Raw genomic sequence first — 23603 nt, forward strand, 5'->3', positions numbered from 1 at the left:
AGAACTGCATAAGTTCATGCGAAACGGTCAGAAAACCGAGATCCCGCCTCAAGGACGCGCCAAGCTTTTTCAACGATCGGCAAATCGATCATCTTGTTGTCGAGCGAAACGGCACCACGACCTTCAGCCAGGGATTTTTCGTATGCGGCGACAATCTTCCGCGCCTGAGCAACAGCGTTTTCCGACGGGGTAAACGCAGCATTCAAAGGTGACACTTGCGAAGGGTGGATTGCAAAACCGCCCTCAAACCCCAATTTGGCAGATCTTTCCACTGTCGTGCTGAAGGCGGGAATGTCGTGATACTGCGCGATGCTGCCAGCATAGCCCAAAGGGATTTTGCCGGTCGCCCGTGCTGCTGTCACGATCTGTTGGCTCGGATAAAGCAGACCGTCCCATTCGGGCTCCATGCCCATCTCCAGGCAAAAGTCTTCCGTCCCGAGACTCAACGCGATCAATCGCTCATGTGCTGCAGCAATCATCGACGCATTGAGTAACCCCACCGGGCTTTCGATCAACCCTATCAGGGACACATCATCACACCCCTCGGAACGAACGAAATCGGCAACTTTTTGAACAAATTCAGGATTTTCGACTTTTGGCAGTATCAAGTAATCGATCCCCGCCGCAATCGCTGCGGACAGGTCATCCTCGAGCAGCGCGTCGTCGTTGTTTATCCTGACCGCTACCGATTTGCCTTTATTCCGCAATACGGTCGTCGCACCGCGAAGCCTTTGTCGCCCATTCTCCTTTTCGGACTGCGGCACTGCATCTTCAAGATCAAGGATTATAACATCAGCTTCCGTCCTTGCAGCTTTGGGGACGAGGGCTTCAACATGCCCGGGGATATAGAGAAGCGACCTGAGAGAGCTGTTTTTCATCCCGCGCGCGCCATCATTGGGGGCGCCACCTGACCAAGCAATCCGGTGTCCAACAAAGGCGTATCGCCATGTGCCGCCAGATATGCCTGTGCCAATTCGACCGAGCAGCCGCAGGCACGCACCTTTTGCATTAAGTCGGCTTTGGTCATGGGCATGGACGCACCGCCAGGAACAAAAGTCATTTCATGGCTGATCACTTGACCGTCTTTGAGTTCGACTGTGATCGTTTCCGGGGTTGTCGGACCGATGTCACCAGTGTCACCTTTCGGCAGATCGTACAGATCCAGCTTGATCGAAGCTGTCAGTTCCCGGCGCTGAGGATCGTTGAATCCGTCTGGCTCAAAGTCGCCGGGGACAACACGGCCTTCCAGCAAACCAACGGCGATGCAGTACCGCACCGAAAAGCGGGCCTCGGCGTCGTTGTCCGGCACACCAAAGCCTGCAACGCGATGGAACGGCGCGGGCATGCGGATTTTGACAGAAGCGATTTCGCTTGGGTGTTTGACCTGCCGGCTCAGCTCAATCGCACCGTAAATTGGGCGCTGTGTATAGGCGCAGCTCGGCCACAGCTTTCGGATAACCGGGTACTGTTGAACAGCCTGGCCCAGTTCCATCGTCTTCATCATTTCACGAAAACCAATGGATTCCGGCGTACCGTAAACCTTTGTAAACCCAAACTCGGAATCCCACAGATTACAGTTTCCAGTTGCGTCTGCGCGACCCAAAAGCGCCGCCCGCAGCCCAGCTTCCGCCGCCAATCCGGTATGAAGCGCTTTGGCGTCATAGCCGATCTGTGTCAGCAACCCGGAAGAAGACGACACCGCAAGCGCCATTGCATTAGACATTTGCCGCGCCGACAGCCCAAGTGCCTTGGACACTGCGGCAGCTGTCCCGATCGGGCCCAATGTGGATGTCGAGTGCCACCCGATGTCGTAGTGACCATATCCCAGCGCTTTGCCCATCCAGATGATGGTCTCATACCCCACGATCCAGGCGTCATTCATTTCGTCAATTGTCATCGGCACCTTGTGCGCAAGGCTCAGCAAAGCACTCAGAACCGGCGCGCTTGCGTGACTGGACCCGGATAGTTCGTAGTCATCGAAGTCCAGCGCCGCTGCACGTGCGCCATTGGCCAGCGCCGCACCGGTTATCGACAGCATCTCACCGCCACCAACCGGCGGAACTGACCCCTGTCTCAGGCCAAAAAGCATTGCATCCGATGCCGCAATGGCCTGACGCTCTGTCGCGCCCAAAACCATACAGGACAATGTGTCGATCAGCGTGAAACGCGCCTGTTCTCTCACCTCGGCGTCAACGCAAAGGTCGGACTGCGTTGCCCAGTCCGCAAGGCGCTCCGAGAAGTTCAGCACATTTGGTTTTGCCATGGATTGATCTGCGTCGAGTTTCAATTGCATTGGCCTGAACCTTAGATAGTGGCTGTTGCTTGCATGGCTTTGGCCCCGTCATGGCGGCGCGCCCACAGCTGCATCGTGTTGTTTTCGCGAACACCTTCGATATGGAAGGGATTCATCCCTGCCAGAGGTGCAGTCCCGCGAAACTCAAAGGTCTTCGGGGCTTTTCCCATGGTGCGCTGGGCAAGGTCGACCAACAAGGTTGCCGTGAGCGGCCCATGAAAGACCAGACCGTCATACCCTTCAGCCGAACGGGCATAATCCACGTCATAGTGAACCCGGTGCCCGTTAAAGGTCAGGGCCGAATAGCGGAACAGCATAACCTGTGTGGGCGAGATCACCTCGGACACTTCGGCGTTGTCAGGCGCTTGGGCTGGCACAGGTTTTGGGGCGTCAGGGTGCGGATCTTCGCGGTACACGATGTCATGCTCTTCGGTCAGAGCAAGCGTACCGTCGCCCAGGAAAACCTCATGCAGAACGGTCACGAAACATAATGAGCCGCTGCGCCCGTTCTTTTCCGCAATATGCTTGATCGTAGACCGCTTTTTGACCTGATCGCCGATCGGAACGGGTGCCAGAAATTCAAACCTGCCACCGGCCCACATCCGACGGGGCAGCGCGACAGGAGGGAGAAACCCCCCTTTTTTTGGATGGCCGTCCCTGCCCAACTCATCAGCTGGTTTCGCTTCAAGAAAGTACAGCCAATGCCACAGGGGCGGCAAAACATCGCCGTTTTGCAATGTTGGTTCGCGACCAATCGTGGCCTGCATGAAACGGGCGGGCTCGGCGCGCAAACTGTCCTCGTGCGTCTGCGAACGTCCGATCCAGGAGTCTACGGCTTGCGACATCATGTTGACCTTTCTGCTTTGGTCAGGCGAATTCAGCGCGCAGCGCCGGGCCATGCTGATTGATTGCAGGAGAAGACGACAACGGGCTGACCTCTTCAACATCCACCCAACGAATGGGCGCTGCGGGTATCGCGATCGTTTTATTTCCTTCAGTTGTCACTTCGCGACGGCGCAGGGCTGGGTGGTTGCCCAGCGCTTCAACACTGTTGACCGCGCCGTACGCGATGTTCGCTGCAGCCAACCGAGCCCGGAACTCTTGCAAGGTCAGCTCTCGCGACACCTTGGAAATCAGGTCCTCCAGCGCGTCACGATTGGCAACCCGGTCATTGTTGGACGCAAATCTGGAGTCTGAGCCTGCGGTGTTCGAGCGCAAGACCTCTTGGCAAAACTGCTGCCACTCACGTTCATTTTGAATTGCGATCAACGTCAATGCGCCTTCGCTCGTTTCGAACGCACCATAGGGGGCCATACTTGGATGGCGCAAACCCACGCGTTGCGGTGCACCTTTCCCGTATTCGCTGTGCATTAGCGGGACACTCATCCAGTCTGCTGCAACGTCGAACAACGAAACGGCCAAAGCTGCGCCTTCGCCCGTCATTTCACGGCGCATCAGGGCTTCTAAAACGGCCGCGTGGCAGGTCATGCCTGCACCAATATCACAAATCGATACGCCGATGCGTCCCATTTCGTTAATACCACCGCTGATACCAGTGAGACCGGATTCAGCCTGTATCAGAAAGTCATAGGCCTTCAGATGCTTGACCGCGTCGCTTGCTCCATAGCCGGTAATGTCAACGGTAATGAGATGCGGGTGCATTTCGCGCAACTGTGCTGACCCAAACCCGGCGCGTGCCATGGCACCCGGAGCAAGATTTTGAACAAAAACATCAGCCTGAGCGATAATCCGATGCAGCAAGGCCGCGTCTTCTTCAGTGCGGAAGTCAAGCGCCAGCGACTCCTTGCCTTGGTTGGTCCAGGCAAAATACGAACTTGTGCCTTTAGCCGCACGATCATAGCCACGCGCAAAATCCCCTTCCGCGCGTTCGACCTTGATGACACGTGCCCCGGCTTCGGCCAGTCGCGCAGTGCACAGCGGTGCCGCCAGTGCCTGTTCGACCGAGACCACGAGAATGTCTTTCAACGGCTTCATTTCGGCATCCTTGCTGCGATCAATTTTAAGCAGGATAAATGCGGCTCACTTGAAAGAAAATTCATTGCTTTTGTATTTTCTGTTTAGTTATTTTTAACAAAATGACGACTCACAAACTCCCTCCCCTTCACGCGTTGCATGTGTTTGAAACCGTCGCCCGTCTGGGCGGTGTCCGGGCAGCCGCAGCCGAGTTGAACGTAACCCCCCCAGCCGTCAGCCATCAGCTGGACAAATTGGAAGGGTTTCTTGGCGCGCCCTTGTTCATTCGCCGAGGGCGCAATCTGGTTCTCACCGAAGGCGCGCATGATTACCTAACAGAAGTCCGCCCCGGCCTAGAAGCGATAGGGCGTGCGACATCGGTTGCAACCCAGCAATCTCAACGTGAAGTTCTGACAATTGCAGCCCCGCCTACGCTGACAGCAATGTGGCTGATGCCCAAGCTGCACGGGTTCTCGGAACTGTATCCCGACTATGACATTCGTCTTCTCGATCGGATGACATTCAACCCCGAAGAACGAGGCATTGATATTGCCATTGAATACAGGTTCGAGGCCGACCCGGATTTGGTGTCACTACAGTTTTTACCGGACGAACTCGTTGCGTTGACCAGTACAGACTATGCTAAGGCGAACGCATTGCGGGCTTTGGATGACCTGAAAGGCGCGACACTGATAGAAACTGAAAGGCGACTGACATCGTGGAAAAAAGTACTGGCAGGGCGATCCTGGCTGCGTCGTCAACGTTTCTTTTCGGTCAGCTACTCTTTGCACGCATTCGAGGCAGCAGCCCGAGGGATCGGCGTGGCTTTGGGCAATCGGGCCAATGCCGAAAGGATGCTGGCCGAAGGGCGACTGTGCATTCCCTTTGAACTGCCTTCCGAAACCGTGCCTCCTGCCCCGCGCTATTTCCTGAGCGCGGTTTCCCACCGCCAACGTCAGCCAAGGGTTCGCGCCTTCTGGGACTGGCTGGTCGCAGAGGCCGCGATGTAGTCTGCCTGTACAATTGACGCTTGCGACCGCCTTCAGATAGCCGCGTGATTACGCGGCTGATCGGTCGGCTGTTGGGCGCTCGCCAAATCTCGTTTTGTAGGCTTTCGAGAAATTAACGATACTGGCGAACCCTGTTGCGACGGCAACATCAATGATGGACAGGTCGGTACCGCGCAGCAACACCCGCGCCCGATCAAGACGCAAATTGCGATAGTAACGGGACGGGCTTGTCTTGAGGTGTTTGTTGAACAAACGTTCGATCTGCCGCCTCGAGATTTTTTCGTCTTCGATGAGTTCATCAACCGGGATCGGGTCCTGCAGTGAGTCCTCCATTTTCTTGAGGATACTCAGAAATGCAGGGTTCCGGGACCCGGCCATCTTCGACATGGCCTGGCGTTGCGACCGGTTGCTGTGGCAGTCGAAGTCGTGGACACAATAATCCGCCACTCTTTGTGCAGTGCCGTTGTCGAAATCCGACTCGATGATGGACAGGGTCAAATCCAGACCCGCAGTGCCACCGGCGCTTGAGGCCACACCGTCATCCGCCACAACCCGCGACGGCAAACAGTCCAGTTTCGGGAACATTTCTTCAAAGACCGGGGCCAGTGACCAGTGTAACGTCAATTGCGCTTCGTTTGCCAGGCCGGCCCGCGCCAATGTAAACGCGCCGGTTCCAATCGCGGCAACCCGACCGCCGAACCTGGCATGTCTACGCAACCATTGCAGGGTTTCGGGACGGGCTTCCAAGTACCCGGCATTCCCAGAGCATACAATCACGTAATCCGAATGCCGCGTTGTACACAGGCCTGTCTGCGCAGGGATTTCGATTCCGTTCGAACACGTTACATGCGCGCCGGTCTCGGTCATGATCGACCAGGTGTAATCTGTTTCCCCCGTAACGGAATTGGCGGCCCGCAGCGGTTCGATCCCAGCCGCAAAATCCAGCATGTTGGAACCGGGAAGCAGCAGAAAATAAAAATGGCGCTTCTGCGCAACGCCCGCAGAATGCCCGGCAGCGCTTGGGTGCTCGCCCTCCCGGCACCGGGTGATGGGTTTTGACTCAAGATACATGCGCTGCCCTGCCTTTCCTCAGACTTTAAGAAGTGATTTGAGATCAGTAGCTGTATCCGCAACCATCTGGGGATGCGGGGATTTTCCGGATTCGATCAGCCGTTTCGCAACCATGTAGGCGCGCGGGTCGTTCATCGCGTCCGCGGCGATAAGCTGGGCATCGCGGTAGTACCAAACTGAAGTCGACCCATCCTCATCTTCACGAGAAACGACCTGATCGTAGCCGGTATTCAGACCAGCAATCTGAAGCTTGACATGGTACTGATCAGACCAAAACCAGGGTTTTGCTTCGTAAGGCTTGGTTGCACCCATGATGTTCTCAGCAACCGCTTCGGCCTGATCAATGGCGTTGCCGACGCTTTCCAGGCGGATCTGTGCGTCACCATGCGGAAAAGTCGCACAGTCTCCTGCCGCCCAGATACAAGGATGCGAGGTGCGGCCCCATGTGTCTGTCTTGATGCCGTTTTCAACGTCTACACCGGCGGCTTCGGCAAGGGCCGTGTTTGGCGTGATGCCGATACCGAAAACAACAAAATCGGCCGGGATCACCACACCATTGGCAAGCTCCACCCCGTCTGCGCGCTCTACTCCGGTAACGCGTGCAATCTTGGTATCTTCAAGAATGCATACGTTGTTGGCATCGTGCAGTTCGCGGAAGTACTGAGCGGTTTCCGGGGCCGCAACCCGCTGCAAAATGCGCGGAGCAGCTTCAATCAGTGTAACTTCAAGATCAAGCTTTGCAGCAACGGCAGCAACTTCCAGGCCAATATAGCCCCCGCCAATGATGACGATCTTTCGCCCTTGCTTGAACTCGGGCGCAATTGCATCGATGTCGGCGATGCCACGGATTGTATAGGTCCCGGGCAGAGTGCCACCGATGCTCTCGGGCAGGCGGTTGGGGGTCGAGCCGGTTGCCAGGACCAGATGCTCAAACGCCAGCGTTTGGTCGCCACAAACAAGTGTCTGGTTGTCTGAGGATATCTCGGTGACTTGCTGGTTCAGGTGCAGGTCGATCTGATGCTCGTCAAAGAAGCTTTCGGGCCTCAGGAAAAGACGGTCACGCGGCAGCTCGCCCAGAAGATAAGCTTTGGAAAGAGGCGGCCGCTGATAGGGCGGGTGCGCCTCTTCACCGATCAGGGCAATTGGCTTGTCATAACCAAGATTGCGCAGTTTGACTGCGGCGGAGCAACCAGCTTGCCCCGCCCCCACAATGATGACACCGTAATTGGTCATTTCATCGGCCTCTCAAAGTCACGCTCAAACACACTCGCGATCAGCGATGTCGAGGGTACGATCCAGAATCTCCAGACCGGTCATCAGATCCTCTTCGCTGATGTTCAGCGGCGGGGTGAGGCGAACGACGTTCGAGTAGAACGACAGGTACAGCCCTTCGTTCATCGCAAAGCTCATCATGTCGGACATCGGCTTGGCATCCGCGCCCTTGGCGGCAAACGGAACCAGTGGCTCACGCGTGTCGCGGTTCTTGACCAGTTCGATACCGTTGAACATGCCCTTTCCGCGAATGTCGCCGATGCTGGGATGCTTTTCGGCCATCTTGCCCAGTTCGGCGCGCATCTTCTCGCCCATCGCTGTGGCGTTTTCCAGCGAACCTTCGTCCTGCATGGCGCGAATTGCGGCAATGCCCGACGCACAGGCCAGCGGGTGACCGGCATAGGTCAGACCGCCCGGCATCGGAGTGTCGCGCAGCCAGTTGTGCAACTCGGTCGAGACCGACATGGTGCCCAGCGGCACATAGCCCGAGTTGATGCCCTTGGCGCTGGTGATGATGTCGGGCTGCACGCCCCAGTGATCGACGGCGAACCATTTACCGGTACGACCAAACCCGGCCATGACCTCATCCGCGATCAGCAGGATGCCGTGTTTTTCGCAGGTTTCTTTGATCGATTGCAGGTAGCCATCGGGGGGCACGATGATGCCGTTGGTGCCCACGATCGGCTCCAAAATGACAGCCGCCACCGTGTTGGGGTTTTCGTACATCAGGATCTCTTCCAGATGCGGACCACCCTGCGCCACCGGGCATTTCGCCGGGTCGGTGTGACCAGTCGGCAGGCGATAGACATACGGGTCCAGCATCCGCACCACGCCCGGCATATCGGCCCGGGTCAGGTGATGGCGCGGGTCGCCTGTCAGGGACAGCGTGCCGCCGGTGGCCCCGTGATACGAGCGATAGCGCGCAATGATCTTTGTGCGCCCGGTATAGTGCCGTGCCAGACGGATCGCGGTTTCGTTCGCTGCCGAGCCGCCGGTTGTGAAGAAGGTCGAAGTGATGTTCGCGGGCGTGATCTCATTCATGATCGCCGCCATTTCCGAACGTACATCCGAACCCATGGCGGGGCCGATATAGCACAACTTATCGGCCTGATCCTTGATCGCCTGAACGATCTTAGGGTGCTGGTGGCCCATATTGGCGTTCACCAACTGGCTTTGGAAATCGAGATAGCGTTTGCCATCGCTGTCCCAGAACCAGCTGCCCTGCGCGCCGGTAATAACGCGCGGGCGGCTGCCTTGTTTCGACCAGCTTTGCAGATAGTGATCTGCGTGCATGTCTTTGACCCATTCAGGATCATGTGAGGGGTAGGCGTTGCTGAAATCTTCCATAACAGGTCTCTCGGCAGGCTGGGATTGGGATCAATCGATAATGGTGACAGGCTGGCCCAAAGCGTCGGCGTCGGGCGTGACGCCCAGACCGGGCCCTTCGGGCGGGGTAATTCGGCCGCTTTCACGCACCGGACCATCGGGGGCCAGACGTGGGCCGACATAGTGGCTCAGGTCGCAGGTGTTCATGATTCCGCGCGCAGGGGTCGAAGCGGCCAGATGCAGCAGCGCGGCGGTGGTGATGTCGCTGCCCCAGGTATCCTCGATACACATCTGAGTACCCAGCGTCAGACAGACATCGCGAACCTGCCGCATGGCGGACAAGCCGCTCATCTTGGACAGCTTCAATGCAACAGCCTGCATACAACCGGCCTGATGCGCTGCGATGACCGAGGCGACGTCATAAGCGTTTTCGTCGATTTTCATCGGCAGGCCAGTGACCCGCTGCACATGGGCGCATTCCTCGAGCGTCGCGCAAGGTTGCTCGAGCATGACATCCAGATGAGCGACGGCGCGACCGACACGGATCGCGTTCAGCGCATCGCTGCCACAGTTCCAGTCGCCATAGACCAATGGGCCCGGACCAACGGTCTCGCGCACTTTCGCCAGTCGCTCAACATCCGTCTGCCAGTCGCCATCAGCCCCCAGCTTGACCTGAAACTGGCGCATGCCCTTGTCAAACGCATCTTGCGCCATGCGGGCCATTTCGTCCGGGGCCACGCAGGTGATTGAGTGATAGAGCGGCATGTCCTTGACCTGCCGACCCCCCAGAAGGCGGTGAACAGGTAGACCCGCGGCTTGCCCTGTCAGATCCCAGAGCGCAGTATCCAGCGCGGACTTCGCGTATACATGACCCTGTAGAAACCGGTTCACCTGCTCCATTACGGTTTCCGGCCCCACCGGGTCGGTGCCGATCAGAACCGGGGCCAGCTCTGTGATGGCGGGGATCACGCCCTTGGCATAGGCAGGCAGGTAATGCGGGATCGGGCAGACCTCACCCCAGCCAGACAAGCCCGTATCGGTGTCGAGACGCAGCACAACCGAGGTTGTGGTGTCGCAGGTTTTCCCATCTGCCATGTAGTAGGTGTCATGGCTGGTCAGCGGAACTTCCCAAGCTGCAATGCGGATGATCTTCACGTCAGTTTTCCTTAGATTGGCCCGCCAAACCAAAGACTGGTTTTGCCGTTTTTCTTAAAAAGGGGCGTGGCGCGCGTTAGGGTGTCACCACGATATTTCCAACATGCGTTTTCTGAACGAACGCCTCTTGCGCCTTCGCGAGATCTTCCAGCGGATAGATCGCCGCCAACAGAGGCTTCAAAGCGCCGGTTTCGATCATGCCAACCACACGCTGCATTGTGCCCGCCGGGCAGATGGTTGCACCGGTCAGCTGCAGGTCCTTGTAGACCAGCTGACGCAGGTCGAATTCGGCCATTTGACCAGCGATGCACCCTGATGTGGAGTAACGCCCACCCTGACGTAAAGCGTTGATCAGCGCCATGAACATCGGTGATCCGACCACATCCAACGCGATGTCCACCGGCCCGCCTGCGGCGTCGCGAATAGCGGCTTCTAGATCAACGGTGTTACGGTCGATGACATGGGCTGCGCCCAGTTCATGCAGCATTTCGGCCTTCGAGAGGCTAGCAATCGCGATCACCTTACAACCGCGCAGGCGGCATAGCTGAATAGCGGCCGAGCCCACGCCACCTGACGCGCCTGTGATCACCACGACCTCACCCGGACGCGGAGCAGTGCGCTGAACCAGATTTTCCGCAGTCGTATAGGCGCAAGGGAAAGTGGCCAGTTCCGCATCGCTCAGGCTGCTGTTAACGGGCACTGCATTGGCCGCGCGCACCTTGGTGTATTCGGCATAGCCCCCATCCGCCTCGGACCCGAAATAGCCCGAGTTTTCAGGGTTCAGCCAATCCCCATGGCTCAGCAACCAGGGGTCGATCATCACTCGTTCGCCGACGCGTGCGGGATCAACGCCTTCGCCAACGGCAACGATTTCACCAGACACGTCGGCACCCTGAATGACGGGGAAGTTCAACGACCCGCTGCCCCAGGTGCCGTCATCGCCGCTGGCTTCGTCAAAACCATCCGCCGCGCCGCTGCCCAGAACGGCATCCACTTTCTTGGAATACCAGGCTGTGCGCGTGTTGATATCAGTATTGTTCAGACCACAGGCCCCGACCTTGATCAGCACCTCACCCTTTTCGGGCGTCGGCGTGGGTATGTCGCGGTATTCCAGCATATCCAATCCGCCGTGACCATTCAGCACAACGGCTTTCATCGTTTCCGGGATCATCTGGTCCATGTCCTGAATTAAGTTCTTTGGCCTAACGCGGCGGGCACCTGTGTTGGTGCCCGCCGGTCTTGTCTTATGCGGGAACCGCAGCCGGTGCGTCGGTGCGCGGCAGCTTGCTTTGCGGATCATAAGCAGCTTCGCCCAGAATGCGGCCCTTGCGCGGCTCACCTGCAACGATCACCTCGATCTCCTGACCCGGTACGTTGGCGTGCGGCTTGATATAGGCAAAGGCCAAGATCTTGCCGACCGTGTGGCCGTAAGCAACAGATGCTGTCGCACCAACAATCTCGCCGTTTACCTTGATCGCCTCGCCACCGTGTCCGTCCTCGATCCCGTCGGGCTCGATTTCCAGATAGGCGCAGACCCAGGGCATTTCGCCTTTCTCGGCCTGCTCGGCGCTGACGCGTGTGGCTTCGACACCCAGATACTCTTTGTCCAGCTTGAAGAAGCGACTCACATTGGCCTCGGGCAGCGTGACCTCATTGGTCAACTCGCCCGCACCTGGGAACGCTTTTTCCATCCGCATCGCGTTCATCGCGAAAGAACCGTAGTTGACGATGCCATGCGGCTCGCCTGCAGCCCACAGGGCCGTGTAGACATCCACACAGGCCGCGTCCGGCATGTGGAATTCCCAACCCAGCTCGCCGGCATAGGACATGCGGAACGCCCAGACCTTGTGACCGGCTACGGTGATTTCCTGAGCCGACAGCCAGCGGAAACCGGCATTTGACAGGTCCGCATCGGTGCACTGTGCCAGAACATCGCGCGATTTCGGACCGTTCAGCGACAGGGCCGACCAGCCAGCGGACAGAGGCGTGATGGTCACGTTCTCATCCGCACGGTTGTGGTTCAGGTGATCCAGCAGCCGCTGTTCAAAGAAGGCCGCGCAAACCAGATAGAAGCGGTCATCCGCCATCCGGACCAGCGTGGTCTCCAGTTCGATCCGACCGCGACGGTTCAGCATATGGGTCAGTGTGATCGAGCCGGTCTTCTGCGGCATCTTGTTTGCGGTTAGACGGTCCAGCAGCGTATAGGCGTCCGGGCCCGAGACCTCGACCTTGGTGAACGCGGTCACATCCATGATGCCGACGCTTTCGCGGACAGCTTTGACCTCGGCCCCGACCACATCATGCACCACGTTGCGGCGGAAGCTGTAGTGATCGCGCTGCTCGACACCTTCGGTTGCAAACCAACGGGGACGTTCAAAACCATAGACTTCTTCGTAAACCGCGCCTTTGTCCTTGAGGATTTCATACAGCGGCGACGGCTTGATCGGGCGGCCTTCCAGACGGTTAAAGTGCGGGAAGGGGATTTCGTGGCGCAATTTGTAGTCTTCGTGCGCTTTGATGACCTGCCAGTCTTTCTTGGCATAGGCGCCAAAGCGGCGCGGGTCGTAGTCGCGCATCGAGATGTCAGCGGCCCCGTGAACCATCCACTTGGCCAGTTCGCGGGTCAGGCCAGGGCCCCAACCGATACCGATCTGTGTACCACAGCAGCACCAGTAGTTCTTGACGCCCGGAGCCGGGCCAACCATCGGGTTGCCATCCGGCGGATGGCTGATCGCGCCATGCACTTCGCGGGTGATGCCCAATTCGGCGAATATCGGCATCCGCTCCAGCGAGTTTTCCAGCCAGGGCATCACGCGGTCATAATCGGCCTCGAACAGCCAGTTCTCGTATTCCCATGGGCATTCGTCATGCCAGACCGAGTTCGAGTTTTCTTTTTCGTAAATCCCGATCAGGCCCTTTTTCTGCTCCATCCGGATGTAGCCCGAGACCATTTTGTCGTCGCGGATCACAGGCAGCTCAACGTCCAGATCCTGAAACTCAGGTACGTTCTCGGTCACGAAATAGTGGTGCGTCATCGAGGTCATGGGCAGTTGTAGACCCGACCATTCACCCATCTGGCGGGCATAAGTGCCGCCCGCGTTGACTACGTGTTCGCAGACAATCGTGCCTTTTTCGGTCTCGACCACCCATTCGCCCGCATCGTTCTGCGTGATGTTGGTGGCTCGGCAGTGGCGGAAGATTTTCACGCCTTTTTGGCGGGCACCAGTGGCCATCGCCATAGTCACGTTCGACGGATCCACGTGGCCGTCATCCGGGGTGTAAAGCGCGCCCAGAACGCCATCCAGATTGTAGAACGGGTGCTTCTCGGCGATGAAATCAGGGCCTACCAGTTCGATATTAAAGCCCAGCGAACGACCCACAGACAGGGTGTGGCGCAGCCAGTCCATTTCGTCTTCGGTATACGCCAGACGGAACGAGCCACAACCATGCCAGGTGACGGCCTGCCCGGTCTCTTCTTCCAGAGTCTTCGAATACAGGCCAATGTTGTAGTCCACCATGCGACCCAACCCGTATGAGCTGGTTGAATGGGTGATCTGACCCGCCGCGTGCCAGGTCGATCCGCTGGTCAATTCGGCCTTTTCCAGCAAGACGGTTTCTTCGCCCCAGCCTTCATGGCCAAGGTGGTAAGCAAGGCCGCACCCCATGACACCGCCACCGACGATGACAACCTTGGCGCGTTCGGGCAGTTCTTTTTTGGACATCGCAAAAATTCCTGTTCGAGAGTCGCATATTTCTGTGGACTTCCTATTGCCACATATGTACCAGTGTCAACGTAAAACGGCACAAATGTACATACCGAGATACGCAATGAATGGTACAGATGTTTCAAGCGAGGTTCTGGGACGCCTGTCACAAGAATTGTCGCTCTTGACCCCCGAAGCACAGAAAGCCGCGCGGTATGTTCTGGAAAACCCCAGAGAAGTTGGCGTCTCCACCGTCCGCGAGATTGCCGAAGCCGCCAGTGTCAAACCAAACACCGTGGTGCGAATGGCCAGACAAATCGGCTTTGAGGGCTATGGAGATTTTCGGGAACCATTTCGTGATGAGATTCGCCGAAGCGACGTCTCATTCCCCGACCGCGCACGTTGGTTGCAGGGAATCAGCCGTTCTGGCGACCTGGGTGAGCTTTATGCAGACTTGCTGGGCTCAGCCATTCGAAACATCGAAGAAACTTTCGCCGAGATTGATGCCCGTCGCCTTCAGTCAGCTGCAGAGGCTATTTGGTCGGCTCGATCCATCTACACTCTCGGTGTTGGAATAAACAATTCGAACGCGTCCAACTTCACGTATCTCGCCCGCACCGGTATGACAGATTTCCATGCGATCCCCCGGCCCGGATCAACAGCGATTGATGATCTGGCATGGGCGGACGAGCAGGATGTCCTGATCGCCATCACGTGCCACCCATATCGCACAGAAGTCGTCGAGGCGGTACAGACCGCGCGAAAGCAAGGTGTAACCGTAATCGGAATATCCGACTCGCCAGCCAGCCCCGTAATCTTGTCTGCTGAACACGGTTTTGTTGTGTCAGTAGATACCCCTCAATTCTTCCCTTCCTCCGTGTCTACAATTGCTCTGTTAGAAACACTGCTCAGTTTTGTGATAGCAGTGTCCAGCGATGAGATCGTCGAGCGGGTCGAAAAGTTTCATATACGCCGTCATCAGCTTGGCCTTTACCAGGAGGAACACACATGAATGCCCCGCTGACCCATTCGCTGGACGCCAGCTATTACACCGACCCGGCAGTCTTTGAAAAAGAGATGAATGGTCTTCTGATGCGCACCTGGCAGTATGCTGGCCACGCCAACGACATCCCTAATGTCGGCGACTATTTCGCGTTTGAAATTGCCGGTCAGAACCTGTTTGCCATCCGCGGGCGCGACAACGTCATCCGCACATTCTATAACGTGTGCCAGCACCGTGCGCATGAGATGGTCACTGGAACCGGCAACACGCGGGTTGTGGTTTGCCCCTACCATCAGTGGTCCTACGAGCTGACCGGCGGATTGCGCGCGGGGCCCAACGTCAAGAACGTTCCCGGATTCCAGCGCGAAAAGATTTGCCTGACAGAGGTTCGGACCGAGGACTTCCTGGGCTTCATCTTCGTCAACCTCGACAAAGATGCCGCGCCTATGGACGAATGGTATCCGGGTGTGCGCGAAGAGATTGCGGAATACGTGCCTGGCATAAACGACCTGGCACCGCTGGAATGGGTCGAGATTCCGGAAAACTGCAATTGGAAAGTTTCTATCGAAAACTACTCCGAATGCTATCACTGCCCCTCGAACCACCCCACTTTTGCGGAAGGTGTTGTAAAGCCTGAAACTTACGACATTCAACCCGATGCGGGCGGCGGTTACGTGTTGCGTCACACCACGGAATGTCAGGCGTTGGATAAGATGACCTATCCAATCGATATGTCAGTTCCGCATGCAGGCGACTATCAGTCGTGGTTCCTGTGGCCCATGTTCTCGTTCCAGTGCTATCCGGGCAACGTGCTGAACACCTATCACTGGCGTGCCAACACTGTGGACACCTGTACGGTATGGCGCGGCTGGTATACCGAAGGCGGTCATGAAAGCGACGTAATCCGGGGGCTTGCCGTACAAGACCGCCAGACCACAGTCGAAGAAGACATCCGCCTCGTCGAATCCGTTCACCGCGGGCTGAAATCAAAAGGGTACGTCCCAGGCCCGCTGGTTCTGGACCCCGCCTGCGGTGTCATGAGTGAACATTCCATCGCCAAGCTCCAGCAATGGATGCGTGAGGCGGTGGAATAAAACCAAACAAAGTCAAAGAAACTTGCGCTTCGGAGGGTAATTCATTGCCCTCCGAAGTTTTGGAGATGCGCGACATGCAAGATGTTAAGCCGTATTGGCAAAATTATGTGGACGGCACCTGGATCGACGGTGGTGCAGGTCGGATCGATGTTTTCAACCCGGGAACTGGCGAAAAACTAACTGAACAGGCGCTGGCCGATGCCGGTGACGTGGATCGTGCGGTCATGGCGGCCCGCCGCGTGCATCTTTCAGGTGCGCTCAGCGATCTGCGACCTGTGGAACGTGGCCGCATGGTACAGGCTATGGGCCGCTACCTGCTGGACAACACTGACGAGATTGCTCGGGTTCTGACCCTTGAGCAGGGCAAACCGCTTTGGGAAGCACGCGTCGAAATCAAAGGAGCGGCACGCTATTTCGAATACTATGGCAATCAGGCTGAAACCGTCGAAGGCCGGTCCATTCCACTAGGAGCGAGCTACTTCGATTTCACCACGTACGAGCCGTTTGGTGTTTCCGCACAAATCATCCCATGGAACTATCCTGTCGAGATGACCGCGCGGTCGCTGTCGGCGGCTTTGGCCACAGGCAATACTGTTGTCATCAAAACCCCGGAATTGACACCTTTGACCAATGCCTGGTTTGCGCATGCTGCCGAGGCGGTTGGCCTACCGAAAGGCGCTGTAAACATCCTTTGCGGCTTGGGTCACGAGGCAGGAGCCGCGCTTTCGGCGCATCCACATGTCAATCAGATCGTCTTTACCGGCTCGGTGCCAACCGGCATCGCAATTGCCAGTGCAGCCGCACGCAACGTTGTGCCCTGCGTCCTGGAGCTTGGCGGAAAATCTGCAGCCATCGTGCATGATGACGCGGACCTGGAAGCCTTCGAAAACGACGTACGCTGGGGGATCTTTTTCAACGCCGGTCAGGTGTGTTCAGCGATGAGCCGCGTGATCGTGCATGAAAGCCGCCACGACGAACTGATCGAACGCATCTCGAACGTGGCAAGCAACCTGTCCGTCGGTCCGGGTATCGAACGGGGAGAGTTTGGCCCGAATATGGGGCCGATGGTCAGTGAAGCGCAGCGTGACCGCGCGGCTGGCATGGTGTCTGGCGCAATCGCAGCTGGCGCGACTGCAGCCACCGGCGGACGTAAGATGAACATTCCCGGTGCATTTCTGGAACCAACCATTCTGACCAACGTCACCCCTGACATGAACATCGCGAATGAAGAAGCTTTTGCACCGGTTCTTTCGGTTTTGAAGTTCCGTGACGACGCTCAAGCAATCAAGATTGCAAACGGAACACCCTACGGGCTGGTCGGCGGAGTCTTCACGCGCGACATCGATCGCGCGACACAGGCGGCCCGGCAGATCCGCGCCGGTCAGGTCTTTGTCAACGAATGGTACGCCGGCGGCGTAGAGACGCCATTCGGTGGATATGGGAAATCCGGTTACGGGCGGGAAAAGGGACGCGAAGCACTGTGGAATTACGTCCAGACCAAAAACGTGGCTATTCGGCTGCGCAGCTAATCCACCAACTCAAGAACAATAGGGAGGACACCCAATGCCAATAAAACCACCCGTTACCGACCTACCCATCAAAACCGCCGACAGCGGGTTCTACCGTGGTTTCACAAAAGACGTGACCATCACTGCCAAGCTGCTGATTGGTGCGCTCGTCATTTGGGCCGTGGCCTTTCCTGACAATGCCGCTTCGGTGCTGTCCGGGTTGAACTCGTTAATCCTGGCGTCGTTTAACTTCTGGTACGTCTATGTGATGGCCTTCTTCTTCCTGACCTGCATCGTTCTTGCGATCCTGCCGGTGTCGGGGCGCATGAAACTTGGCCGCCCGGAAGACCAACCTGAATTCTCGCGCTTTTCTTGGTTTTCGATGATGTTCGGGGCGGGGATCGGTATCGGGATGCTGACCTATGCAACCGGTGAGCCGATCTATCACTTCCAAACCAATCCTGACATCATCCAAGGCTTGGCAGAAGGATCCACCGAAGAGGCCGTGCGTTCGGCCTATAAATGGTCTTTCTCACATTGGGGCCTGCACGCGTGGGCCAGCTATGCCATCGTTGGCCTTGCGCTGGCCTATTTTTCGTTCCGGCGTGGCCTGCCGCTGACCATCCGGTCGGCGCTGACACCGATTTTCGGAAAATCCCTGTCTGGCCCATTGGGTCACGTGATCGACGTGGTTGCCGTTGTCGCGACCGTGCTGGGTGTTGCGCAGACGCTTGGCTTTGGCGTCAACCAGTTCATTGCAGGGCTACATCGGATCGGTTTCGGGGACTGGCTTCTGACCGACGCGGGTGATCCGACCAAAGTGGCGATCGCCGTCGCGCTGTTGATCATTGTCGGTGCGTCCACACTGTCGGCACTGTCCGGTGTCGGTAAGGGCATCAAATGGCTCTCGAACATCAATATGGCGCTCAGCTTTGCATTGCTTGCCTTCTTCTTGTTCTTCGGCTCGACCCTTTTTGGCCTGCAGGCGCTGTTTGTCGGCATCTACGACTACCTGATCGCAACACCAGCCCTCTTGTTTACCGTCTGGAACAGCGACGGGGTGGATGGATCGGTCGCAAGTCAACTGGCCGGATGGCAGGGCGGCTGGACCGTGTTCTATTGGGCTTGGTGGATTGCATTTGCACCCTTTGTCGGCGTCTTCCTGGCGCGCATTTCCAAGGGCCGAACCATTCGCGAATATGTGCTTGGCGCGGCAATCGTACCGTCCGTCATGTGCTTTGTCTGGTTTGCCCTGGTTGGCGGTACAGCGATCGAGCTTGAGCTTTCGGGCGTCGCGGACAATGCAATCATTGGCACCGGGCTTTCGGATCAGCTTTTCGCGACCCTTTCGGTCATGCTGAGCGAAACCATGGCCTGGGTGTTTGCGATCGTGGTCGTCGTGCTGTTGCTCACCTACCTGGTGACCTCGGCAGACTCGGCGGTGCTGATCATCAACACCATCAATGCCGCTGGCGACGAAGGCCCCAAGGCGCGGCCGCACATTCTGTTCTGGGGTGCTGCCCTGGCGCTGGTCGTGGGCGCATTGCTGATGATTGGTGGCCTCGGGGCGATCCAGACAGCCATGATCATCGGCGCATTGCCATTCAGCGTGGTCATGGTTCTGATGGGAATTTCGGTCCTCAAAGCAATCTGGCGGGACAGCCAGCGCGAAAAGCTGGGCCTGTCGGTCTTTGACGAAGAAGAGGCCGAAGCGACCCCGGCAGAATAATCAAACCCATCCGGGCCGGTCATAGTATAGGCCGGCCCGTTCACCAAAGGAGAACGAAATGGACGACAACCTGTTCGAACACGGCCTGAAACAGCGCAAATCCACGCTGGGTGCCGAATATGTTGAAAAGAACCTTGCAGCCGCGGATGACTTCACCCGCCCCTTCCAAGAGGCCATGACCGCGTGGTGCTGGGGTTTTGGCTGGGGCGACGACACGATTGACCACAAGACACGGTCGATGCTGAACCTCACCATGATCGGCGCGCTGGGCAAGATGCATGAATGGGAAATTCACTGCAACGGCGCTCTGAACAACGGCGTGACCAAAGAAGAAATCCGCTCGATCATTCACGTGATCGGCATCTATTGCGGTGTCCCGCAATCGCTGGAGTGTTTCCGTGTCGCACGCAAGGTGCTGACCGAACGCGGGTTGCTGGACTAAGCTCGCGTCACAATTTCCTTCGCTTCAGTTAAGGGGTCCTCGCAATCAGACGGGACCCTTTTCCTTTTTGAAAAAGGATCACCAGAGCGGCAACCGCGCCAGACTCAAAAACCGCGCTGCGCAAGGCTGGTCCAGAACGCAATTCCGTATCTGATCGCTTCATCGTTGAAATCATAGGACGGGTTGTGAAGCGGCATAGCATTGTTCCCATCCAACCCGTTTCCCATGAGGATAAACGCGCCAGGGCGATGCATGAGAAACTCGGCAAAATCCTCCGAGAAACCAACCCGGCCAAATTCAGCATCAAGCGTCCCAACTTTGCCAGCTGCGTCCGAGATCGCATCAGTGGCTCTGGCATCGTTTACCAAAGGACGAAACGATGTGGAGTAATCGACCTCGGCCTCCGCCCCTTGTGCCGCACTAACGCCGTCAACAATGGCGCGCATTCTGCGCTCGATGCAATCCGACACATTTTTGGAAAACCCCCTGCAATCCCCGCGTATGGTGACATTGCTCGGCAGGATGTTGCGTGCACCGTCTGTCAGGAATTCTGTAATTGAAACCACGCCATGTTCCCGGGGCGGTAGGGAACGCGAAACGATAGATTGCAATTGCATGACAATCGCCGCCCCGGTCACGATCGGATCAATGCCCTTCTCTGGCATCGAAGCATGACCCCCCTGCCCCTGAATGCGGATTTCAAAATTGTCCTCGAACGCGCAGAAAGGCCCCGCCTGGGTCGCGTAATGCCCAAGCTCCATCCCCGGCATGTTGTGAAGCCCATAAATGGCAGACATTGGAAATCGTTCGAACAGACCGTCAGCGATCATCGCGGCGGCCCCATTTCCGTTCTCTTCATCCGGCTGGAAAATGAAGTGAACGGTCCGGTCCAACGATGTGTCCGCAGCAAGCGACAAAGCAGCACCAAGCAGCATTGTGCTATGCCCGTCATGACCGCAGCCGTGGAACTTGCCCTCTGTTTGCGACCGGTAGGGCAAATTGGTCATTTCGTGAATTGGCAGCGCGTCCATGTCGGCACGAAACCCGATTGCGGTCTCATCAGGCCCACGGCGCAAGGTGGCCACAATCCCGGTTCGACCCACGCCTCGGGTGACTTCGAGCCCGGCGCGCTCCAACTCGGCCGCGATCAAATCGGGGGTCCGGTCAAGGTCGAACCCGGTTTCCGGATGGGCATGAAGATCGCGACGAAACGCAACAAGATCAAGCATCAGAAACGCCCCCTTCGGACAAGATGACCAATGGCAAATCATCGTCGCCCTCAAGGCAGGCGGCAAGCCCGGCTGCTCCGGATGGCGTGGTCGAGAAACCCAAATCGAAGGCGCTGTTTACTGCGTCTTGCGCCTGTTGGTCACTGATTGTAACCCAGTCGTCTGCACAGCGTTTCAAGATATCCAAAGCCAGCATGGATGGCGTTTTGCAATCCAAACGCCCCATATTTGAAACGGGCCCTTCAACCGTAAGGATTTCTCCGGCTCGGGCGCTTTCCTTCAGACAGGGTGCAGCATCTGGTTCAACAACTGTGATCTTTGGCTGCACTGGCCAGTTGGACCGGATCATATAGGCAATGCCCGCGGCCAGCCCGCCAACACCCGCCTGCAGGTACACGTGGCTCGGCCAATTTGCGGACATTTCTAAATCGTTGCGCATTTCTTCAGCAATGACAGTATAACCCTCCATCACCAATCGCGGAGGCTCGGTATATCCCGGCCACGACCCATCGGCGAGGTGAATGGCACCGGTTGCTTCGGCGTCGGCGATGGCGGCGGCGACGCTTGCTTCATAGTCACTGCCGGATCGAACAACATCTGCGCCTTTCGCCCGAAGACGAACGGCAAACTCTTCGGGGACTGTTTCGGCAAGATGAATGCGCGCCGTTGCACCAAAGAGCTGCGCCCCAGCGGCCACGGCCATGCCGTGATTTCCTGCGCTGGCGCACACAAAAGTCATTGATCGCGCCGCGTCCTTTACGGGATCACTCAGAAAGGCGCTGGGGGTCAAAGAACGACCAACACGCGCTTCGATAAGCTTGGCAACAGCGTAAACACCGCCCAAAGCTTTGAACGCGCCCAGGCCCATCCTGTTGGTTTCATCCTTGATCAGGATTGTTCGCCCTTTGAAACTGCGGGTTTCCAATGGGCTCGGTTTATATGCAGGACATTCCGCCAGCAGCGCCAGCGGCTTTGCCACATCGAGTTTGTTACTGTTTTCCATGATCAGAGTTTTACGCACAAGCTGTGATCTATTATGGTCACATTTACCGATTTTTCGGGAAACTTTTTCACATCAAGGAAATCTTTGTGAAACTCGACCAATTTGACCGCAGCCTGCTGCACCTGATGCAACGTGATGCCAAAATGGGGTTGGAAGCGCTTGCATCCGAAACAGGCTTATCGGTCGCATCCGTTCAAAGGCGCCTGAAGGCGCTCAGAGCTTCTGGTGCCATTCACTCGGAAGTGGCAATCGTCGACCCGAAAAAGTTGGGCGTTGCAATGAGCTTCGTTGTCATGGTCGAGTTGGAACGCGAACGCCAGGATCAGATCGACGCTTTTTCGCGACAGGCACAGGCCGAGCCAAGGGTGCAGCAGTGCTATTACATCACAGGTGACGCGGACTTCTGCCTGATCTGTACGGCGCGTGATATGGATGATTTTGAAGAGCTTACCAAAAAGCTGTTCTTCGACAATTCAAACGTCCGCCGGTTTCGCACCTCTGTTGTGATGGGGCGAAAGAAAGTCGGTTTGGGCATTCCTGTAAGAGATCAGGACACAGGTTAGGGCCACATGCGTTTCCGGTATCGGTGGGAGGCAAAGACCAAGATCGCGCGTGCGCATTTGATTTGGCCTTTGCCCTGTCACTTCATTTACGCCGCCGCAATCTGACTTGCTTTCTCAACCAGCACTTCCGCTTGGCGGATCGAGGCATAGTCGATCAACCGGCCGTCCAAAGATACGGCTCCTTTCCCATCCGCTTCGGCCTCGGCCATGGCGACAAGAATGCGCTGAGCCTTGGTCACTTCGGCGTCGGACGGCGACATAACTTCGTTTGCCAAGGCAATCTGGCTGGGGTGGATTGCCCATTTCCCTTCGCACCCCAAAACAGCGGCGCGCTTGGCGGCAGCTTTATAGCCGTCAGGGTCCTGGAAATCTCCGAATGGCCCGTCGATTGGGCGCAGGCCGTTGGCGCGGGCAGCGACCACCATACGCGCCAGCGCATAGTGCCACATGTCGCCCCAATGTGTCAGGCGGCCCCCATCGGCATCCGCATCGGTCAGCACTGAATAATCGGGGTTCACACCGCCGATAATGGTCGTCCTGGCCCGAGTCGACGCTGCATAATCGGCAACACCAAAATGAAGGCTTTCGTTGCGCTTCGAAGCGGCAGCAATCTCGCTTACGTTTTGCATACCCAGCGCAGTTTCGATGATGTGTTCGAACCCGATCCGCTTGTTGTAACCCTTGGCATCCTCGATTTGCGTGACCAGCATATCAACAGCATAGACGTCAGCAGCTGTGCCGACCTTGGGGATCATGATCAGATCCAGCCGAGCGCCAGCCTGTTCAACAACGTCCACCACATCGCGGTACATGTAGTGGGTGTCCAGCCCGTTGATGCGTACCGACATGGTCTTGTTGCCCCAGTCGATGTCATTCAACGCCTGAATGATGTTTTTGCGGGACTGTTCCTTTTCGTCCGGTGCGACGGCATCTTCCAGATCCAGGAAGATAACGTCCACATCCGATTTTGCCGCTTTTTCAAACATTCCGGGCTGGCTGCCGGGAACGGCAAGCTCGCTACGGTTCAGACGGGCTGGGGCTTGTTCAATAGAATGAAAACTCATGTGTTGGGTCCTTGGCCTTACAAGTTCGGATAGATTGGGAAGCGGGCGCAGAGGTCTGCGACCTCGGCCTTGACCTTGGCTTCGACGGCGCCGTTGCCGTCTTCGCCATTGGCAGCCAGGCCGTCGACCACTTCGATGATCCAATCGGCGATCTGGCGGAACT

The 23603-nt window shown here is 57.2% G+C and carries 20 protein-coding genes and 1 pseudogene; 7 read left to right on the forward strand and 14 right to left on the reverse strand.

Going from position 1 to position 23603, the window contains the following annotated elements:
• Positions 1-14 precede the first annotated feature (14 nt).
• Genes GOV90_RS17075 through GOV90_RS17090 form a run of 4 tightly spaced genes read right to left on the reverse strand, consistent with a single transcriptional unit; the run spans position 15 to position 4288 of the window.
• On the reverse strand, positions 15-878 hold the full coding sequence (locus tag GOV90_RS17075; RefSeq protein ID WP_171095310.1) for a CoA ester lyase: 864 nt from the start codon (positions 876-878) through the stop codon (positions 15-17).
• The gene (locus tag GOV90_RS17080) at positions 875-2293 is read right to left on the reverse strand and encodes an MmgE/PrpD family protein (RefSeq protein ID WP_171095312.1); all 1419 of its coding nucleotides are present in this window, start codon (positions 2291-2293) and stop codon (positions 875-877) included. Before GOV90_RS17080 ends, GOV90_RS17075 begins: the two co-directional genes overlap by 4 nt.
• A gap of 11 nt (positions 2294-2304) precedes the next feature.
• A complete protein-coding gene (locus tag GOV90_RS17085) occupies positions 2305-3138 on the reverse strand; it encodes a MaoC family dehydratase N-terminal domain-containing protein (protein ID WP_171095314.1) in 834 nt (277 codons plus the stop codon).
• Positions 3139-3160: 22 nt separating this feature from the next.
• Positions 3161-4288 carry a CaiB/BaiF CoA-transferase family protein gene (locus GOV90_RS17090; RefSeq protein WP_171095317.1) on the reverse strand — a complete coding sequence of 376 codons (1128 nt, stop codon included), beginning with the start codon at positions 4286-4288 and terminating at the stop codon, positions 3161-3163.
• 101 nt (positions 4289-4389) lie between these two features.
• Between GOV90_RS17090 and GOV90_RS17095 the strand changes: the two genes are divergently transcribed.
• Positions 4390-5277, forward strand: coding sequence for a LysR substrate-binding domain-containing protein (locus GOV90_RS17095; protein WP_171095319.1), 888 nt, complete (start codon positions 4390-4392; stop codon positions 5275-5277).
• Between the two features lie 48 nt (positions 5278-5325).
• Here the strand turns inward: GOV90_RS17095 and GOV90_RS17100 are convergent, their stop codons facing one another.
• From GOV90_RS17100 to GOV90_RS17125, 6 genes are all read right to left on the reverse strand, one after another.
• On the reverse strand, positions 5326-6348 hold the full coding sequence (locus GOV90_RS17100; protein ID WP_171095321.1) for a GlxA family transcriptional regulator: 1023 nt from the start codon (positions 6346-6348) through the stop codon (positions 5326-5328).
• 18 nt (positions 6349-6366) lie between these two features.
• A complete protein-coding gene (locus GOV90_RS17105) occupies positions 6367-7581 on the reverse strand; it encodes an NAD(P)/FAD-dependent oxidoreductase (protein ID WP_171095323.1) in 1215 nt (404 codons plus the stop codon).
• 24 nt (positions 7582-7605) lie between these two features.
• The gene (locus GOV90_RS17110; protein WP_171095325.1) at positions 7606-8967 is read right to left on the reverse strand and encodes an aminotransferase class III-fold pyridoxal phosphate-dependent enzyme; all 1362 of its coding nucleotides are present in this window, start codon (positions 8965-8967) and stop codon (positions 7606-7608) included.
• A gap of 30 nt (positions 8968-8997) precedes the next feature.
• The gene (locus GOV90_RS17115) at positions 8998-10101 is read right to left on the reverse strand and encodes an enolase C-terminal domain-like protein (RefSeq protein ID WP_171095327.1); all 1104 of its coding nucleotides are present in this window, start codon (positions 10099-10101) and stop codon (positions 8998-9000) included.
• Between the two features lie 76 nt (positions 10102-10177).
• Positions 10178-11272 (reverse strand): alcohol dehydrogenase family protein, encoded by a 1095-nt coding sequence (locus tag GOV90_RS17120; protein WP_171095328.1) that lies wholly within the window; start codon positions 11270-11272, stop codon positions 10178-10180.
• Positions 11273-11345: 73 nt separating this feature from the next.
• Complete coding sequence (locus GOV90_RS17125; RefSeq protein WP_171095330.1) at positions 11346-13823, reverse strand: FAD-dependent oxidoreductase; 2478 nt, start codon at positions 13821-13823, stop codon at positions 11346-11348.
• 106 nt (positions 13824-13929) lie between these two features.
• Between GOV90_RS17125 and GOV90_RS17130 the strand changes: the two genes are divergently transcribed.
• The 5 genes from GOV90_RS17130 to GOV90_RS17150 all read left to right on the forward strand — a co-directional run bounded on the left by GOV90_RS17130 (position 13930) and on the right by GOV90_RS17150 (position 19581).
• A complete protein-coding gene (locus tag GOV90_RS17130; protein ID WP_171095332.1) occupies positions 13930-14817 on the forward strand; it encodes a MurR/RpiR family transcriptional regulator in 888 nt (295 codons plus the stop codon).
• Positions 14814-15902, forward strand: coding sequence for an SRPBCC family protein (locus GOV90_RS17135; protein WP_171095334.1), 1089 nt, complete (start codon positions 14814-14816; stop codon positions 15900-15902). Before GOV90_RS17130 ends, GOV90_RS17135 begins: the two co-directional genes overlap by 4 nt.
• Positions 15903-15976: 74 nt before the next feature.
• Positions 15977-17431 carry an aldehyde dehydrogenase family protein gene (locus GOV90_RS17140; protein ID WP_171172873.1) on the forward strand — a complete coding sequence of 485 codons (1455 nt, stop codon included), beginning with the start codon at positions 15977-15979 and terminating at the stop codon, positions 17429-17431.
• Between the two features lie 34 nt (positions 17432-17465).
• A complete protein-coding gene (locus GOV90_RS17145; RefSeq protein WP_171095338.1) occupies positions 17466-19139 on the forward strand; it encodes a BCCT family transporter in 1674 nt (557 codons plus the stop codon).
• A 58-nt stretch (positions 19140-19197) separates the two neighbouring features.
• Positions 19198-19581 carry a carboxymuconolactone decarboxylase family protein gene (locus GOV90_RS17150; RefSeq protein WP_171095340.1) on the forward strand — a complete coding sequence of 128 codons (384 nt, stop codon included), beginning with the start codon at positions 19198-19200 and terminating at the stop codon, positions 19579-19581.
• A gap of 104 nt (positions 19582-19685) precedes the next feature.
• Here the strand turns inward: GOV90_RS17150 and GOV90_RS17155 are convergent, their stop codons facing one another.
• Together GOV90_RS17155 and GOV90_RS17160 are read right to left on the reverse strand one after the other, a co-directional pair.
• A complete protein-coding gene (locus GOV90_RS17155; RefSeq protein WP_253284780.1) occupies positions 19686-20810 on the reverse strand; it encodes an amidohydrolase in 1125 nt (374 codons plus the stop codon).
• A complete protein-coding gene (locus tag GOV90_RS17160; protein ID WP_171095343.1) occupies positions 20803-21813 on the reverse strand; it encodes a pyridoxal-phosphate dependent enzyme in 1011 nt (336 codons plus the stop codon). Before GOV90_RS17160 ends, GOV90_RS17155 begins: the two co-directional genes overlap by 8 nt.
• A gap of 86 nt (positions 21814-21899) precedes the next feature.
• Here GOV90_RS17160 and GOV90_RS17165 point away from each other — a divergent pair, with 86 nt between their 5' ends.
• Complete coding sequence (locus GOV90_RS17165) at positions 21900-22376, forward strand: Lrp/AsnC family transcriptional regulator (protein WP_371732512.1); 477 nt, start codon at positions 21900-21902, stop codon at positions 22374-22376.
• An 86-nt stretch (positions 22377-22462) separates the two neighbouring features.
• Here the strand turns inward: GOV90_RS17165 and GOV90_RS17170 are convergent, their stop codons facing one another.
• Entirely contained in the window at positions 22463-23440 is a 978-nt protein-coding gene (locus GOV90_RS17170; RefSeq protein ID WP_171095345.1) for a CoA ester lyase, read from the reverse strand.
• A 17-nt stretch (positions 23441-23457) separates the two neighbouring features.
• Positions 23458-23603 (reverse strand): annotated as a pseudogene (gene glyA, locus GOV90_RS21235) (serine hydroxymethyltransferase); the annotation flags it as partial.

Origin of the sequence: Ruegeria sp. HKCCA5929 (assembly GCF_013034525.1) — a bacterium.
Classification (GTDB): domain Bacteria; phylum Pseudomonadota; class Alphaproteobacteria; order Rhodobacterales; family Rhodobacteraceae; genus Ruegeria.

What these genes read in the sequence shown, in the direction of transcription:
- GOV90_RS17170 (WP_171095345.1), bottom strand. Translation starts at nt 23,440, where the DNA reads ATGAGTTTTCATTCTATTGAACAAGCCCCAGCCCGTCTGAACCGTAGC.
- GOV90_RS17090 (WP_171095317.1), bottom strand. Translation starts at nt 4,288, where the DNA reads ATGAAGCCGTTGAAAGACATTCTCGTGGTCTCGGTCGAACAGGCACTG.
- GOV90_RS17120 (WP_171095328.1), bottom strand. Translation starts at nt 11,272, where the DNA reads ATGATCCCGGAAACGATGAAAGCCGTTGTGCTGAATGGTCACGGCGGA.
- GOV90_RS17135 (WP_171095334.1), top strand. Translation starts at nt 14,814, where the DNA reads ATGAATGCCCCGCTGACCCATTCGCTGGACGCCAGCTATTACACCGAC.
- GOV90_RS17160 (WP_171095343.1), bottom strand. Translation starts at nt 21,813, where the DNA reads ATGGAAAACAGTAACAAACTCGATGTGGCAAAGCCGCTGGCGCTGCTG.
- GOV90_RS17080 (WP_171095312.1), bottom strand. Translation starts at nt 2,293, where the DNA reads ATGCAATTGAAACTCGACGCAGATCAATCCATGGCAAAACCAAATGTG.
- GOV90_RS17150 (WP_171095340.1), top strand. Translation starts at nt 19,198, where the DNA reads ATGGACGACAACCTGTTCGAACACGGCCTGAAACAGCGCAAATCCACG.
- GOV90_RS17095 (WP_171095319.1), top strand. Translation starts at nt 4,390, where the DNA reads ATGACGACTCACAAACTCCCTCCCCTTCACGCGTTGCATGTGTTTGAA.
- GOV90_RS17075 (WP_171095310.1), bottom strand. Translation starts at nt 878, where the DNA reads ATGAAAAACAGCTCTCTCAGGTCGCTTCTCTATATCCCCGGGCATGTT.
- GOV90_RS17100 (WP_171095321.1), bottom strand. Translation starts at nt 6,348, where the DNA reads ATGTATCTTGAGTCAAAACCCATCACCCGGTGCCGGGAGGGCGAGCAC.
- GOV90_RS17125 (WP_171095330.1), bottom strand. Translation starts at nt 13,823, where the DNA reads ATGTCCAAAAAAGAACTGCCCGAACGCGCCAAGGTTGTCATCGTCGGT.
- GOV90_RS17085 (WP_171095314.1), bottom strand. Translation starts at nt 3,138, where the DNA reads ATGTCGCAAGCCGTAGACTCCTGGATCGGACGTTCGCAGACGCACGAG.
- GOV90_RS17105 (WP_171095323.1), bottom strand. Translation starts at nt 7,581, where the DNA reads ATGACCAATTACGGTGTCATCATTGTGGGGGCGGGGCAAGCTGGTTGC.
- GOV90_RS17140 (WP_171172873.1), top strand. Translation starts at nt 15,977, where the DNA reads ATGCAAGATGTTAAGCCGTATTGGCAAAATTATGTGGACGGCACCTGG.
- GOV90_RS17130 (WP_171095332.1), top strand. Translation starts at nt 13,930, where the DNA reads ATGAATGGTACAGATGTTTCAAGCGAGGTTCTGGGACGCCTGTCACAA.
- GOV90_RS17145 (WP_171095338.1), top strand. Translation starts at nt 17,466, where the DNA reads ATGCCAATAAAACCACCCGTTACCGACCTACCCATCAAAACCGCCGAC.
- GOV90_RS17110 (WP_171095325.1), bottom strand. Translation starts at nt 8,967, where the DNA reads ATGGAAGATTTCAGCAACGCCTACCCCTCACATGATCCTGAATGGGTC.
- GOV90_RS17155 (WP_253284780.1), bottom strand. Translation starts at nt 20,810, where the DNA reads ATGCTTGATCTTGTTGCGTTTCGTCGCGATCTTCATGCCCATCCGGAA.